At 60.2% G+C, this 13,251-nt stretch carries 13 protein-coding genes; 8 read left to right on the top strand and 5 right to left on the bottom strand.

Going from position 1 to position 13,251, the window contains the following annotated elements; all coding sequences use genetic code 11:
* Positions 1-2: 2 nt before the first annotated feature.
* Positions 3-716: a UTRA domain-containing protein gene (locus C4J85_RS08830; RefSeq protein WP_124362047.1), complete on the bottom strand. Its 714-nt coding sequence runs from the start codon at positions 714-716 to the stop codon at positions 3-5.
* 347 nt (positions 717-1,063) lie between these two features.
* Here C4J85_RS08830 and C4J85_RS08825 point away from each other — a divergent pair, with 347 nt between their 5' ends.
* The 8 genes from C4J85_RS08825 to C4J85_RS08790 all read left to right on the top strand — a co-directional run bounded on the left by C4J85_RS08825 (position 1,064) and on the right by C4J85_RS08790 (position 10,763).
* On the top strand, positions 1,064-2,140 hold the full coding sequence (locus tag C4J85_RS08825; protein ID WP_124366480.1) for an ABC transporter substrate-binding protein: 1,077 nt from the start codon (positions 1,064-1,066) through the stop codon (positions 2,138-2,140).
* A gap of 188 nt (positions 2,141-2,328) precedes the next feature.
* Positions 2,329-3,135 carry an alkaline phosphatase family protein gene (locus C4J85_RS08820; RefSeq protein ID WP_124409452.1) on the top strand — a complete coding sequence of 269 codons (807 nt, stop codon included), beginning with the start codon at positions 2,329-2,331 and terminating at the stop codon, positions 3,133-3,135.
* A 5-nt stretch (positions 3,136-3,140) separates the two neighbouring features.
* A complete protein-coding gene (locus tag C4J85_RS08815; RefSeq protein WP_164487878.1) occupies positions 3,141-3,977 on the top strand; it encodes an ABC transporter permease subunit in 837 nt (278 codons plus the stop codon).
* Positions 3,964-4,764: an ABC transporter permease gene (locus C4J85_RS08810; protein WP_124366477.1), complete on the top strand. Its 801-nt coding sequence runs from the start codon at positions 3,964-3,966 to the stop codon at positions 4,762-4,764. The genes C4J85_RS08815 and C4J85_RS08810 overlap by 14 nt, the downstream gene beginning before the upstream one ends.
* A complete protein-coding gene (locus C4J85_RS08805; protein ID WP_124366476.1) occupies positions 4,761-5,750 on the top strand; it encodes an ABC transporter ATP-binding protein in 990 nt (329 codons plus the stop codon). The genes C4J85_RS08810 and C4J85_RS08805 overlap by 4 nt, the downstream gene beginning before the upstream one ends.
* 30 nt (positions 5,751-5,780) lie before the next feature.
* Positions 5,781-6,434: an HAD family phosphatase gene (locus tag C4J85_RS08800; RefSeq protein WP_124409450.1), complete on the top strand. Its 654-nt coding sequence runs from the start codon at positions 5,781-5,783 to the stop codon at positions 6,432-6,434.
* Positions 6,435-6,799: 365 nt separating this feature from the next.
* Positions 6,800-8,881: a carboxy terminal-processing peptidase gene (locus tag C4J85_RS08795; protein ID WP_177412791.1), complete on the top strand. Its 2,082-nt coding sequence runs from the start codon at positions 6,800-6,802 to the stop codon at positions 8,879-8,881.
* A gap of 118 nt (positions 8,882-8,999) precedes the next feature.
* Positions 9,000-10,763: a bifunctional diguanylate cyclase/phosphodiesterase gene (locus C4J85_RS08790; protein ID WP_124366473.1), complete on the top strand. Its 1,764-nt coding sequence runs from the start codon at positions 9,000-9,002 to the stop codon at positions 10,761-10,763.
* Here the strand turns inward: C4J85_RS08790 and C4J85_RS08785 are convergent.
* From C4J85_RS08785 to C4J85_RS08770, 4 genes are all read right to left on the bottom strand, one after another.
* Complete coding sequence (locus C4J85_RS08785) at positions 10,760-11,131, bottom strand: hypothetical protein (protein WP_005786715.1); 372 nt, start codon at positions 11,129-11,131, stop codon at positions 10,760-10,762. The two genes, C4J85_RS08790 and C4J85_RS08785, sit on opposite strands and share 4 nt — an antisense overlap.
* Complete coding sequence (locus C4J85_RS08780; RefSeq protein WP_124370214.1) at positions 11,128-11,466, bottom strand: helix-turn-helix transcriptional regulator; 339 nt, start codon at positions 11,464-11,466, stop codon at positions 11,128-11,130. Before C4J85_RS08780 ends, C4J85_RS08785 begins: the two co-directional genes overlap by 4 nt.
* A 96-nt stretch (positions 11,467-11,562) precedes the next feature.
* The gene (locus tag C4J85_RS08775; protein WP_124362037.1) at positions 11,563-12,018 is read right to left on the bottom strand and encodes a YkvA family protein; all 456 of its coding nucleotides are present in this window, start codon (positions 12,016-12,018) and stop codon (positions 11,563-11,565) included.
* A gap of 314 nt (positions 12,019-12,332) precedes the next feature.
* Entirely contained in the window at positions 12,333-13,073 is a 741-nt protein-coding gene (locus C4J85_RS08770) for an FKBP-type peptidyl-prolyl cis-trans isomerase (protein WP_124362036.1), read from the bottom strand.
* Positions 13,074-13,251 lie beyond the last annotated feature (178 nt).

Raw genomic sequence — 13,251 nt, 5'->3', positions numbered from 1 at the left:
CCTCAAACCACGTCCACACCTACATGTATCGCATCATGCCGCCAGAACTCCAGGTCGCAGTCGATCAAGCGCTGGTGCTGGTCATAGTTGACCCTGGCGATCCGCAAGCCCGGGCTGCCCACCGATACGCGCAACGCAGCGGCGGCCTCCACCGGCAGTGAGGTCGGTACGATCTCGAAACGCACCCGGCCATAGTGCAAGTCGTACTTGCGCGCATACAGTTCGGTCATCGACTGATTCAGGTCGCACGCCAGGATCCCAGGAAAATACTGCGGGTTCAGGTAGTGCTCGACGTACAGCACCAGCCGCCCATCGATCCGCCGCCCCCGGCAGATCTGGATCACGCTGGACAGCGCCGGCAACTGTAACCAGGCGCACACCGCAGCCGATGCCGGTTGCAGGCGCGCAGAAATCACCTGGGTCGATGCCACCCGGCCCTGGTCGTTGACCATCGCGTGAAAGTGGCTGCGCTGCATCAGGTTGTAGGCCAACCGAGGCGGCGAGACGAACCAGCCTCGGCGCTCCTCGCGATAGATCTGCCCTTGGGCTTCAAGCTGTAACAAGGCTTCCCGCACGGTAATGCGAGTGGTACCAAACAACTCGCTGAGCTTGCGCTCGGCGGGCAGTTTGCTGGCGGGCGGCAACAGGCCGTGGTCGATCTGCTCCTGCAGTGCCAGCCCGATGGAGGTTACCGCTTTGATTGCCTCGTCACGCATTAACGTTACCTATCTGGACTAGACCAGCACCATTCAAGTGCACATAGAGCTGCATAAACGGCCCACCTCAATGTTGCGCCAGCCTAGGCATTGCAGATGACCGACAGATGACAGCCGCATCACCCGCGTGCACCACACCCTGCAATACATCGGCCAAGTCCAGGCGTTACGGGCACTTGGGCATGGTCTACGCTAAGTCTGCGCCGAACGACATCAGCGCCTCAAAAACGACATCGACATGAAACTGTCATCCATCGCGTCTAGATTGGCTCAGGTATTGCTCTGACCTAGACCAACCACACCGCCTGCATAAAACGCCGCGTTGAAAACGCCCAAAGGAGCTTCGGATGAAACAGCTTTTCCTGGCATCACTGTTAGGCTCGACCATTGCCATGTGCACCGCAGCCATGGCCGCTGATACCGATCTAAAAACCCTGGAAGCCGCCGCCAAATCCGAGGGCGCCGTGAACAGCGTCGGCATGCCCGATGACTGGGCCAACTGGAAAGGCACCTGGGAAGACCTGGCCAAGACCTATGGCCTCAAGCACATCGACACCGACATGAGTTCGGCCCAGGAAATAGCCAAGTTCAAAGCCGAAAAAGACAATGCCAGCGCTGATATCGGCGACGTGGGCGCGGCCTTCGGCCCCATCGCGGTGAAGCAGGAAGTGACCCAGCCTTACAAACCGTCCACCTGGGCCCAGGTGCCGGATTGGGCGAAAGACAAGGACGGCCATTGGGCGCTGGCCTACACCGGCACCATCGCGTTTATCGTCAACAAGAAGTTGCTGCACGGCTCCGAAGTGCCCACCAGTTGGGCCGACCTGCAAACCGGCAAGTACAAGGTCTCGGTGGGTGACGTAAGCACCGCGGCCCAGGCTTCCAACGCTGTGCTGGCAGCCGCCATCGCCAATAAAGGCGACGAGAAGAACATCGCGCCGGGCCTGCAATTTTTCACCAAGATCGCCCAGCAAGGTCGCCTCTCGCTGTCCAACCCGACCATCGCCACCATGGAAAAAGGCGAAGTCGAAGTGGGTATCGTCTGGGACTTCAACGGCCTGAGCTATAAAGCCAAGATGGCCAACCCGGATGACTACGTGGTGCTGATCCCGTCGGATGGCTCGGTGAAATCCGGCTACACCACCATCATCAACAAGTACGCCAAACACCCGAACGCCGCCAAGCTGACGCGCGAATACATCTTCAGCGATGCCGGCCAGATCAACCTGGCCAAAGGCAATGCACGCCCGATCCGCGCCGAAACCGACTTGAAACTGCCGGCTGACATCGCCAAGAACCTGATCCCGGGTGAGCAGTACACCAAGGCTAACCCGCAGCCGATCAAGGATGCCGATGCCTGGGAAGCCACGTCCAAAAAGCTGCCGCAGCTGTGGAACGAGCAGGTCATCGTAGAAATGAAGTAAGCCTGTCGCCCACATTGGAAATCCACTGGAGATCCAATGTGGGAGGGGGCTTGCTCCCGATTGCGATGTGTCAGTCTCAGTATCTGTAACTGAACCACCGCTATCGGGAGCAAGCCCCCTCCCACACTTTTGACCTCGTTCCTCCAGGGAAATTGAGTCAAGTCTATTGCTGCGGAGCGCTCTCCCCCATGAAGCACCCTGTCATCCTTGTCGTGCTCGACGGCCTGAACTTCGCGGTTGCCCGGCACGCCATGGGGCATTTGCAGGCCTATGTCGGCGCAGGACGCGCAGCCCTCTACACACTGGAATGTGAACTGCCTGCCCTGTCCCGCCCGCTGTATGAATGCATCCTGACCGGCGTTGCGCCGATCCTGAGCGGCATCGTCCACAACAGCGTCTCGCGCCTGTCCAACCAGCGCAGCATTTTTCATTACGCCCGCGATGCCGGCTTGACCACCGCAGCGGCGGCTTACCACTGGGTGAGCGAACTGTATAACCGCAGCCCCTTTCTCGCCGCTCGAGATCGTCATACCGACGATCAGACGCTGGCGATCCAGCATGGGCATTTTTACTGGAATGACCACTACCCGGATTCCCACCTGCTGGCCGACGCCGAAAGCCTGCGCCTTGCGCACGCGCCGGACTTTCTGCTGGTGCACCCGATGAACATCGACGACGCCGGCCACAAGCACGGCCTCGACAGCGCGCAGTACCGCAACAGCGCACGCTCGGCCGACATCATTCTCGCCGACTACCTGCAGGGCTGGCTCGACGCCGGTTACCAGGTGCTGGTCACCGCCGACCACGGCATGAACAACGACCGCTCCCACAACGGCCTGCTGCCGGAAGAGCGCGAAGTGCCGCTGTTTGTGCTTGGCGACGCCTTCAGCCTGGATGCCAACGCCGCGCCGAAACAGACCGAGCTGTGCGGTACCGTCTGCGAGCTGCTCGGCGTACCCCACGACAAGCCTGTCTGCCGGGAGTTGCTCAAGTGAATGCCATGAATCGCGGCAAATGGCTGGCCTTGCTGTGCCTGGTGCCCTTCGCGCTGTTCTTTATCGTGTTCGAAATCGCGCCGTTGGTCTGGGTGCTGATCAACAGCCTGCAAACCGAAGACAGCGGTTGGAGCCTGGAAAACTTCACGCGCATCTTCAGCTCGAAGTTCTACCTGCAAGCGATCCAGTTCAGCCTCGAGATCAGTTTCTACTCCAGCGTCTTCGGCATCATCATCGCCACGCTGGGCAGTTACTCCCTGCGCCGGGTCGACTCGCCGCTGCGCAACTTCGTCACCGCCTTCGCCAACATGACCAGCAACTTTGCCGGCGTGCCCCTGGCCTTCGCGTTCATCATCCTGCTGGGGTTCAACGGCAGCATCACCATCATGCTCAAGCAGGCGGGGATCATTCAGGACTTCAACCTGTACTCGAAAACCGGCTTGATCATTCTTTACACGTATTTCCAGATTCCCCTCGGCGTGCTGCTGCTGTACCCGGCCTTCGACGCGTTGCGCGAAGACTGGCGTGAGTCGGCCGCCCTGCTCGGCGCCAATGGCTGGCACTTCTGGCGGCATATCGGCTTGCCGGTCCTGACGCCCGCGCTGCTCGGCACCTTCGTGATTCTGCTGGCCAACGCCCTGGGTGCCTACGCCACGGTGTACGCCCTCACCACCGGCAACTTCAACGTGCTGCCGATCCGCATCGCGGGGCTGGTTTCCGGCGACGTGTCGCTGGACCCGAACCTGGCCAGTGCCCTGGCCGTGGTGCTGGTGGCGCTGATGACCGTGGTTACGGTGGTCCATCAACTGCTGCTCAAGAGGAGCTACCATGTCTCGCGCTGAAGCCGGCCCGGCATCGCTCTACCACCGGGTGGTGGTGTACATACTGTTCCTGATCCTGGTGCTGCCGCTGGTGGGCACCTTTGTCTATTCCATCTCCAGCAGTTGGTCGGCCACCATCCTGCCCGCCGGTTTCAGCCTGAAATGGTACACGCAGCTATGGAGCGACCCGCGCTTCCTGATGGCTTTCGCGCAATCGTTGCTGGTGTGCGTGGGCGCGCTGATCCTTTCGGTGGTGTTGATCCTGCCGTTGCTGTTCGTGGTGCATTACCACTTCCCCAAGCTGGATGCGCTGATGAACATCCTGATCCTGCTGCCGTTCGCCGTGCCACCGGTGGTGTCGTCAGTGGGCCTGCTGCAGTTGTACGGTTCCGGCCCCTTGGCGATGGTGGGCACGCCGTGGATTCTGATTGGCTGCTACTTCACCGTGGCGCTGCCGTTCATGTACCGCGCGATCACCAATAACCTGCAGGCCATCAACCTGCGCGACTTGATGGACGCGTCGCAACTGCTCGGCGCCAGCACCTGGCAAGCCGCGATCTTCGTGGTCCTGCCCAATCTGCGCAAAGGCCTGATGGTGGCGCTGCTGCTGTCGTTCTCCTTCCTGTTCGGTGAGTTCGTGTTCGCCAACATCCTGGTCGGCACCCGCTATGAAACCCTGCAGGTGTACCTGAACAACATGCGCAACAGCAGCGGCCACTTCACCAGCGCCGTCGTGATCTCCTACTTCTTCTTTGTGCTGGTGCTGACCTGGGCCGCCAATATCTTGAACAAGGACAAAAGCCAATGAGCTTCGTCAGCGTCCAACACCTGCAAAAAGGCTACGCCGGCACGCCGGTATTCAGTGATATCAACTGCGAAATCGCCAAGGGCGAGTTCGTCACCCTGCTCGGGCCGTCCGGTTGCGGCAAGTCGACCCTGCTGCGCTGCATCGCCGGGCTGACCCCGGTGGACAGTGGGAAAATCCTGCTGGACGGCCAGGACATCGTCCCGCTGAGCCCGCAGAAACGCCACATCGGCATGGTGTTCCAGAGCTATGCGCTGTTCCCCAACATGACCGTGGAGCAGAACGTTGCCTTCGGCCTGCGCATGCAGAAGGTCAACGCCGATGACAGCCACAAGCGGGTGCAGGACGTCCTGCAATTGGTGGAACTCAAAGACCTCGCCGGCCGCTACCCGCATCAGATGTCCGGCGGCCAATGCCAGCGCGTCGCCCTCGCCCGTTCCCTGGTGACCCGCCCGCGCCTGTTGTTGCTGGATGAACCGCTGTCGGCGCTGGATGCCCGGATTCGCAAACACCTGCGCGAGCAGATCCGCCAGATCCAGCGCGAATTGGGGCTGACCACCATCTTCGTCACCCACGACCAGGAAGAAGCCCTGACCATGTCGGACCGCATCTTCCTGATGAACCAGGGCAAGATCGTGCAGAGCGGCGATGCCGAGACCCTCTACACCGCGCCGGTGGATGTCTTCGCCGCCGGTTTTATCGGCAACTACAACCTATTGGATGCCGACAAGGCCAGCCAACTGCTGCAACGTCCAATCAGCGGGCGCATCGCGATCCGCCCCGAAGCCATCGAACTGAGCCGCAGCGGCGAACTCGATGCGCTGGTGCGCAGCCACAGCCTGTTGGGCAACGTAATTCGCTACCGTATCGAAGCGCGTGGCGTGGAGTTGGTAGTGGATGTGCTCAACCGCAGCGCCGATGATCTGCATCCGGACGGCCAGCGCCTGGCACTTTCCATCGACCCCAGCGCCCTGTGTGAAGTAGCCTGACGGGCGACGATTGACTGAGAGAGCAGACGGATGGCATTGGTAATTTTTGATCTGGACGACACCCTGATCCACGGCGACTGCGCCACGTTATGGAGCGCACAGATGGGCCGCCTGGGCTGGGTCGACCCGGAATCCTTCATGCGCAGGAACGACGAACTGATGGCGGCCTACAGCCGGGGCGAGTTGAGCATGGAAGACTTCATGGATTTCAGCCTGGAGCCGATGATCGGCCGCACCCCGGAAGAAATCGAACACCTGGTGGAGCCCTGGGTCGAGGACGTGATCGAGCCGCTGATCTACAGCGACGCGACCAAGACCATCGCCCGGCACCGCGCCAATGGCGACCGGATCCTGGTGATTTCCGCCTCGGGTACACACCTGGTCACACCGATTGCGGCGCGCATCGGTATCGACGAAGTGCTCGGCATCGAGCTGGATGTCAGCCATGGCGTGTACAGCGGCCGTACGGTAGGCGTGCTGACGTACCGCGAAGGCAAGATCACCCGGCTGCTGGCATGGTTGGAGCAGGAAGGTGAAAACCTGGAGGGCGCGTATTTCTATTCGGATTCGCGCAATGACCTGCCGTTATTGCTCAAGGTGGACCATCCGCAGGTGGTCAACCCGGACCCGGTACTGCGCGAACACGCAGAAAACGCCGGCTGGCCGATCCACCACTGGGTCTGAACCAACCGGGATCCCATGTGGGAGGGGGCTTGCTCCCGATGGCGGTGTATCAGATGAAACATTCTTCACTGACACACGGCCATCGGGAGCAAGCCCCCTCCCACTCTGGAATTCAGCGCGCTGAGAGTTCGCTACCACCTCACAAATGCGAACTTGGCCTACATCGCACGTAGGAGCGAGCTATTCCACCGCCCGACATCACCCTCAACGCCTTGCAATGCTTTCACAGTGCCTCCATAGTGAGTCCGGACTGAGCCCGTAGCAGTAGCGCCGGGCTTTTTGCATTATGCGACCGGACCATATGGAACCGGCTCCCTCAAAGACGGCCTAATATGCGTTATCAATTGCCCCCGCGTCGAATCAGCATGAAGCATCTGTTCCCCAGCACCGCCCTCGCTCTTTTCATTGGTCTCGGCTTCGCGTCGATGTCGACCAATACGTTCGCAGCCAATAGCTGGGACAACCTTCAGCCTGATCGCGATGAGGTGATTGCCAGCCTTAACGTCGTCGAGTTGCTCAAGCGCCATCACTACAGCAAGCCGCCGCTGGATGACGCGCGCTCGGTGATCATCTACGACAGCTACCTCAAGCTGCTGGATCCGTCGCGCAGCTACTTCCTGGCCAGTGATATCACTGAGTTCGACAAATGGAAGACCCAGTTCGACGATTTCCTCAAGAGCGGCGACCTGCAGCCAGGTTTCACCATCTACAAGCGTTACCTGGACCGTGTCAAAGCGCGTCTGGACTTCGCTTTGGGTGAGTTGAACAAAGGCATCGACAAGCTCGACTTCACCGAGAAGGAAACCCTTCTGGTGGACCGCAAGGACGCCCCTTGGCTGACCAGCACCGCCGCACTCGACGACCTGTGGCGCAAACGCGTCAAGGACGAGGTGCTGCGCCTGAAGATCGCCGGCAAAGAGCCCAAGGCCATCCAGGAACTGTTGACCAAGCGCTACAAGAATCAACTGGCGCGCCTGGACCAGACCCGTGCCGAAGACATCTTCCAGGCTTACATCAACACTTTCGCGATGTCCTACGACCCGCACACCAATTATCTGTCGCCAGATAACGCGGAAAATTTTGATATCAACATGAGTCTGTCCCTGGAAGGCATCGGTGCCGTCCTGCAAAGCGACAATGACCAAGTCAAGATCGTGCGCCTGGTACCGGCGGGTCCGGCGGACAAGACCAAGCAGGTCGCCCCGGCCGACAAGATCATCGGTGTGGCCCAGGCCGACAAAGAGATGGTCGATGTGGTCGGCTGGCGCCTGGACGAAGTGGTCAAGCTGATCCGCGGGCCCAAAGGCAGCGTGGTGCGCCTGGAAGTGATTCCGCACACCAATGCACCGAACGACCAGACCAGCAAGATCGTGTCGATCACCCGTGAAGCGGTGAAACTCGAAGACCAGGCCGTGCAGAAGAAAGTCCTCAGCCTCAAGCAGGATGGCAAGGACTACAAGCTGGGTGTGATTGAAATCCCGGCCTTCTACCTGGACTTCAAGGCCTTCCGCGCCGGTGACCCGGACTACAAGTCCACCACACGCGACGTGAAGAAAATCCTGACGGAACTGCAGAAGGAAAAAGTCGACGGCGTGGTCATCGACCTGCGCAACAACGGCGGCGGTTCCCTGCAGGAAGCCACCGAGCTGACCAGCCTGTTCATCGACAAGGGCCCGACCGTGTTGGTGCGCAACGCTGACGGCCGTGTCGACGTGCTGGAAGACGAAAACCCGGGCGCCTTCTACAAAGGGCCGATGGCATTGCTGGTCAACCGTCTCTCGGCCTCGGCTTCGGAGATTTTCGCCGGCGCCATGCAGGACTACCACCGAGCGCTGATCATCGGTGGCCAGACCTTCGGCAAAGGCACCGTGCAGACCATCCAGCCGCTGAACCATGGCGAGCTCAAACTGACGCTGGCCAAGTTCTACCGGGTTTCCGGGCAGAGCACCCAGCATCAGGGTGTACTGCCGGACATCGACTTCCCGTCGATCATCGACACCAAGGAAATCGGCGAGAGCGCCCTGCCCGAAGCCATGCCGTGGGACACCATCCGTCCTGCGATCAAGCCGGCGTCGGACCCGTTCAAACCGTTCCTGACCCAGCTCAAAGCTGACCACGACACGCGCTCCGCCAAGGATGCCGAGTTCGTCTTCATCCGCGACAAGCTGGCCCTGGCCAAGAAGTTGATGGAAGAGAAAACCGTCAGCCTCAACGAGGCGGATCGTCGCAAGCAGCACGCCGACATTGAAAATCAACAGCTTGTCCTGGAAAACGTGCGCCGCAAGGCCAAGGGCGAAGAGCCGCTCAAAGAGCTGAAGAAAGAAGATGAAGATGCGCTGCCTACCGAGGCAGATAAAACCAAGCCGGAAGACGACGCCTATCTGGCCGAGACCGGTCGCATCCTGCTGGACTACCTGAAAATCACCAAGCAGGTGGCCAAGCAGTAAATGATGGCAATTTAATGTGATCGCTCCTCGGAGTGTCATCATATAGACATCATTCTGTCGTGAAATAAAGGACCGCAGGCTTCACGCCTGCGGTCCTTTTTTTTCGCTCGAGATTGCCATGACCATGACCGAACAGCTGGATGCACTGGGCTCTATCCTGGCTCAAGGCAGTTTGCACAGCCTGTTCCAACCCATCATCTGCTTGTCTGAACGGCGCGTTCTCGGCTATGAGGCCCTCAGTCGGGGCCCGTCCAACAGCCCGCTGCACTCCCCCGTCGCGCTGTTCTCCATCGCCAGCCATGCCGGGCGTCTGAGCGAACTGGAAATGGCTTGCCGTGCGAGCGCCTGCCGACGCTTCAGCGAACAAAAGCTGCCGGGCAAGCTGTTTCTCAATATCTCGCCGGAATCCCTGATGGAGACAGCGCACCAACCCGGACGCACGCTGCAGCTGCTGCGCGACTTCGGGATTGCTCCCAGCCAGGTGGTGATCGAACTCACCGAACAAACCCCCACTGATGATTTCCAGCTGTTGCAGACCGCGTTGCATCATTATCGCGACATGGGCTTTGCCATCGCTCTGGATGACCTGGGCGCCGGTTACTCCAGCCTGCGGTTGTGGTCGGAGCTGCGCCCGGATTATGTGAAGATCGATCGGCACTTTATCGACGGCATTCACCAGGACGCCCTCAAGCGCGAATTCGTCGGTTCGATCATGCAGATCGCCAAGGCGTCCCGCGCCCAAGTGATCGCCGAAGGGATCGAATTGCCGGAAGAGTTGGCGGTGTTGACCGACATGGGCGTCGATCTGGTCCAGGGCTACCTGCTTTGCCGGCCCCAGGAACAGCCGCCGCAAGAAGCACGCTTGATGCTGCCCAAGCCGGATAACGCCAATATCGCCCTCAGTGAAGAAGGCAGTGACCTGAGCGCCCTGCTCAATGAACAGCCGGCGGTGGACCAAAACACCGCAACCGCCCAGGTGCTCGAATCCTTCCGCCGCCAGGCCAATCTCAATTCACTGGCGGTGCTCGATAGCCGCGGCCACCCGGTCGGCATTGTGCATCGACACTCGCTGTCGGACGCGCTGCTCAAACCCTTCGCTACCGACCTGTTCGCCCGCAAGCCGATCAGTCGCCTGATGAGCGACGACTTCCTGGCCGTGGAGTTGAGCCAGTCCCTGCAGCAGGTCAGCCGCTTGCTGACCAGCCGCGCGCGGCAACGCATTGAAGAAGATTTCATCATTACCTTGAACGGTGATTATCTGGGCCTGGGCCGGGTCATCGATGTGCTCAAGCTGATCACCGAGCTGAAAATCCAGCAGGCGCGTTACGCCAACCCGCTCACCCTGTTACCGGGCAACGTGCCGATCCAGCAGTGCTTGACGCGTCTGCTGCAGCAGCAGCGTGAATCGGTGATCTGCTACGTGGACATCGACAGCTTCAAGCCATTCAACGATATCTATGGTTATGGGCGCGGGGATGAGGTGCTGTTGTGCCTGGCGCAGTGCCTGAACGACCGGGTCGACCCCAGCCGCGACTTTGTCGGGCATATCGGTGGCGATGACTTTTTACTGGTGCTGGGCCCACAGGACTGGCGCAAACGCCTCAATCAACTGCTGGATGACTTTCACACCCAATGCCGGCGCTTCTACCGCGCCGAGCACCTCGACGCCGGCTGCTTCGTCGCACTCAACCGCCAGGGCGTACGCCAGGAGTTCGCGTTGCTTTCACTGTCGATTGGGGTGGTGCATTTGTATCCACAGGCCTGTGCGCAACTTGATGCCAGCCAGTTGGCGGAACTGGCGTCGCAGGCCAAGCACCATGCCAAAGCAGTGGCCGGCTACAGCATCCATGTGATCGACAGCCTGGACCTGCTGCCCGCTTAGGCTTCGGCGGATTCCGGGTACTCGTACTCGAACACCCGCACCACCTCCGAAGCGTGCCAGGAGGCGGCGGCCACGCCGTCGGAAGGCCCGCTGAAACGTCCCAGGCGCTCCACACACTCAAAGAACCCCGTACGCGGCAAGCGGCTGGCGCCCTGGCTGATCACCAGCGAGCTGCGCAGCGGCTGCTCGGCCTTGGCGTCCAGCGCCGCCAGGTGCTCCAGGGCGGCGGCCAGGGTCTGCATCGCCGGCGTCGGGAACTGCAAGCGCTCGAGCAGCGCACGGTAGGTCAGCAGATGGCGCTGGCGGCGTGCCTGGTCCAGTTCGTTGAGTAACCCATCCCAATGTTGACGGCTGATACGTAGGCTCACGATTCTTCCCTCCAACCTGCAACGCCCAATTCCCAGGCCAGGCTGCGGCGAATGGCGGCATCCGGCTGGCGTTCACCCGTTTCAATCAAACCCAGGTACGAGGGGCTGATACCCACCGTGCGCGCCAGGGTTTCGATGGCCAGGCCCTTGGCTTCACGCAGGCCGCGCAGGGCTGCGAGCGGGCGCAGGTCCTGGTCGGTGACAGTGGGTGCGGCAGGGGAAGGAGCGAATGTGGGGGGTTGCTGACCGGCCGCTTTTAGCAGCGCCTGGTACTGGTCCCATGGCAACACCGCATATTCGGGTTCGCCATTGCGTGAAATGATCTGGATATCCATGACTGCCCCGTAGGATAAAAACACTTACTAAGTAAGTTCTTTCCTTAGAAGTGTAATCCTAACAGCCATAGAGGTCGCAGAGGATAGTCAATAGCATTAGTTTTTTTGCGGATTTTCCCGGGCGAGCAGCTCGGGTGTGGCGGGCAGGCGCTCGACCACGGCCAGCTTTTCCGGGCGCTGCGCGTCACGCCAGGCACGAAACGCGCTCAGCTCGCCGCTCAGGGTCTTCATGACCCATGCCAGCACGGCGATGTCATCGAGCATGCCGAACATTGGGATAAAGTCCGGGATCGCGTCAATCGGACTGAGGAAGTACATCAGCCCCGCCACCACCGAGATCAACGCCTTGGGGCTGATCGCCCGATATTCGCCGCGCCAGTAGGCCAGGCACAGGGCCTGGAGCAACTTGAGATCATCCTTGAGCTGGCCCAGGCGATTGCCCTGGCTTGAGCCCTTGGCAGCGACCGCGAACAGCAGCGTTGGCAAACGGCCACGCCCGAGCAGACGTGCGGCCATGGGCAGGAAGCGGGTGAAATTGAAGGGTGGTTTCATGGGTCACTCCAGTTCCATACGACAGAAAGGTTATCCACACAAATTGTGGATAACCTTGTGAACAGAGCCTTTTTTCCTGGCTGAAAGCCACGGACTACAAGGCTTGCAGTCAGATCGGGCGTTTTTTGCGCACATCAAAAAAACCCAAGATTTCATTGACTTGGCAGGCGTGTGCGGCTACCCGTGCTCGAGTTTTATATCAGACTGCTTCAGGTTGCGGACGTTCGTTTGGATTTGCCGGGGGTTTGCAGCGCCTAGACCCCCATAAACGACAACGCCCCGTCGAAACGGGGCGTTGTCTGTTCAAGCGCCGATTACTTCTTGGCGGCAGGTGCAGCAGGTGCGGCAGCGGCGTCAGCCTTGGCTGGGTCCTTGATGGCCAGCAGCTCCAGGTCGAATACCAGCACGGAGTTGGCTGGAATCGTCGGGCTCGGGCTCTGGGCGCCGTAAGCCAGGTCGGACGGGATGTACAGCTCGACCTTCTCGCCTACGTGCATCAGTTGCAGGCCTTCGACCCAACCTGGGATCACACCGCTGACCGGCAGGTCAATCGGGCTGCCACGGTCTACGGAGCTGTCAAAGGTGGTGCCGTTGGTGAGCTTGCCGGTGTAGTGAACAGTCACCACGTCGGTCGGCTTGGGCTGGGCGCCGTCGGCTTTCTTGACGATCTTGTACTGCAGACCGGAAGCGGTGGTGACGACGCCGTCTTTCTTGGCGTTGTCTTCGAGGAATTTCTTGCCGGCTGCCGCCGACTCTTCGCTCATTTTGGTCATGCGTTCTTCAGCGCGCTTTTGCAGCGCGGCAAAGGCTTCAACCAGTTCGTCGTCCTTGAGCTTCTGCTCTTTCTTGCCGACCGCATCTTCAATGCCCTGGGCTACCGCTTTGGAGTCCAGGTCATCCATGCCTTCCTGGGCAAGGCTTTTGCCCATGTTCAGGCCGATGCCGTAGGAAGCTTTTTGCGCCGGGGTTTTCAGCTCTACGCTGGTCTGCGAATCACAACCCGCAAGTACCAGGCTAACCAGGGCCACCGCCGCCGCCAACCGATGCTGTTTCATGCTATTTCCTTGTTCATGCGCCAAAAGGGCATTCGAATAAAGTCGCGAGCTTATCAGGCGGCCACGACCAATGGCTACCGGCATGTGAGCAGGAAACGTCTGATAAGTTCACGTGTTTAAAAGCATTTCATCCATGATGAAGGCCCGCGACGGATCGTGGGACGGCCACTACCAGGCT

This window comes from Pseudomonas sp. R4-34-07, from assembly GCF_003852375.1.
Classification (GTDB): Bacteria; Pseudomonadota; Gammaproteobacteria; order Pseudomonadales; family Pseudomonadaceae; genus Aquipseudomonas.
Note: the sequence above shows the minus strand (reverse complement) of the source record. Positions and strands in the feature narration are given on the sequence as shown.

Excerpts from the sequence above, each read along its gene's own strand:
- C4J85_RS08830 (WP_124362047.1), bottom strand. The coding sequence starts at position 716 with ATGCGTGACGAGGCAATCAAAGCGGTAACCTCCATCGGGCTGGCACTG.
- C4J85_RS08825 (WP_124366480.1), top strand. The coding sequence starts at position 1,064 with ATGAAACAGCTTTTCCTGGCATCACTGTTAGGCTCGACCATTGCCATG.
- C4J85_RS08820 (WP_124409452.1), top strand. The coding sequence starts at position 2,329 with ATGAAGCACCCTGTCATCCTTGTCGTGCTCGACGGCCTGAACTTCGCG.
- C4J85_RS08815 (WP_164487878.1), top strand. The coding sequence starts at position 3,141 with ATGAATCGCGGCAAATGGCTGGCCTTGCTGTGCCTGGTGCCCTTCGCG.
- C4J85_RS08810 (WP_124366477.1), top strand. The coding sequence starts at position 3,964 with ATGTCTCGCGCTGAAGCCGGCCCGGCATCGCTCTACCACCGGGTGGTG.
- C4J85_RS08805 (WP_124366476.1), top strand. The coding sequence starts at position 4,761 with ATGAGCTTCGTCAGCGTCCAACACCTGCAAAAAGGCTACGCCGGCACG.
- C4J85_RS08800 (WP_124409450.1), top strand. The coding sequence starts at position 5,781 with ATGGCATTGGTAATTTTTGATCTGGACGACACCCTGATCCACGGCGAC.
- C4J85_RS08795 (WP_177412791.1), top strand. The coding sequence starts at position 6,800 with ATGAAGCATCTGTTCCCCAGCACCGCCCTCGCTCTTTTCATTGGTCTC.
- C4J85_RS08790 (WP_124366473.1), top strand. The coding sequence starts at position 9,000 with ATGACCATGACCGAACAGCTGGATGCACTGGGCTCTATCCTGGCTCAA.
- C4J85_RS08780 (WP_124370214.1), bottom strand. The coding sequence starts at position 11,466 with ATGGATATCCAGATCATTTCACGCAATGGCGAACCCGAATATGCGGTG.
- C4J85_RS08775 (WP_124362037.1), bottom strand. The coding sequence starts at position 12,018 with ATGAAACCACCCTTCAATTTCACCCGCTTCCTGCCCATGGCCGCACGT.
- C4J85_RS08770 (WP_124362036.1), bottom strand. The coding sequence starts at position 13,073 with ATGAAACAGCATCGGTTGGCGGCGGCGGTGGCCCTGGTTAGCCTGGTA.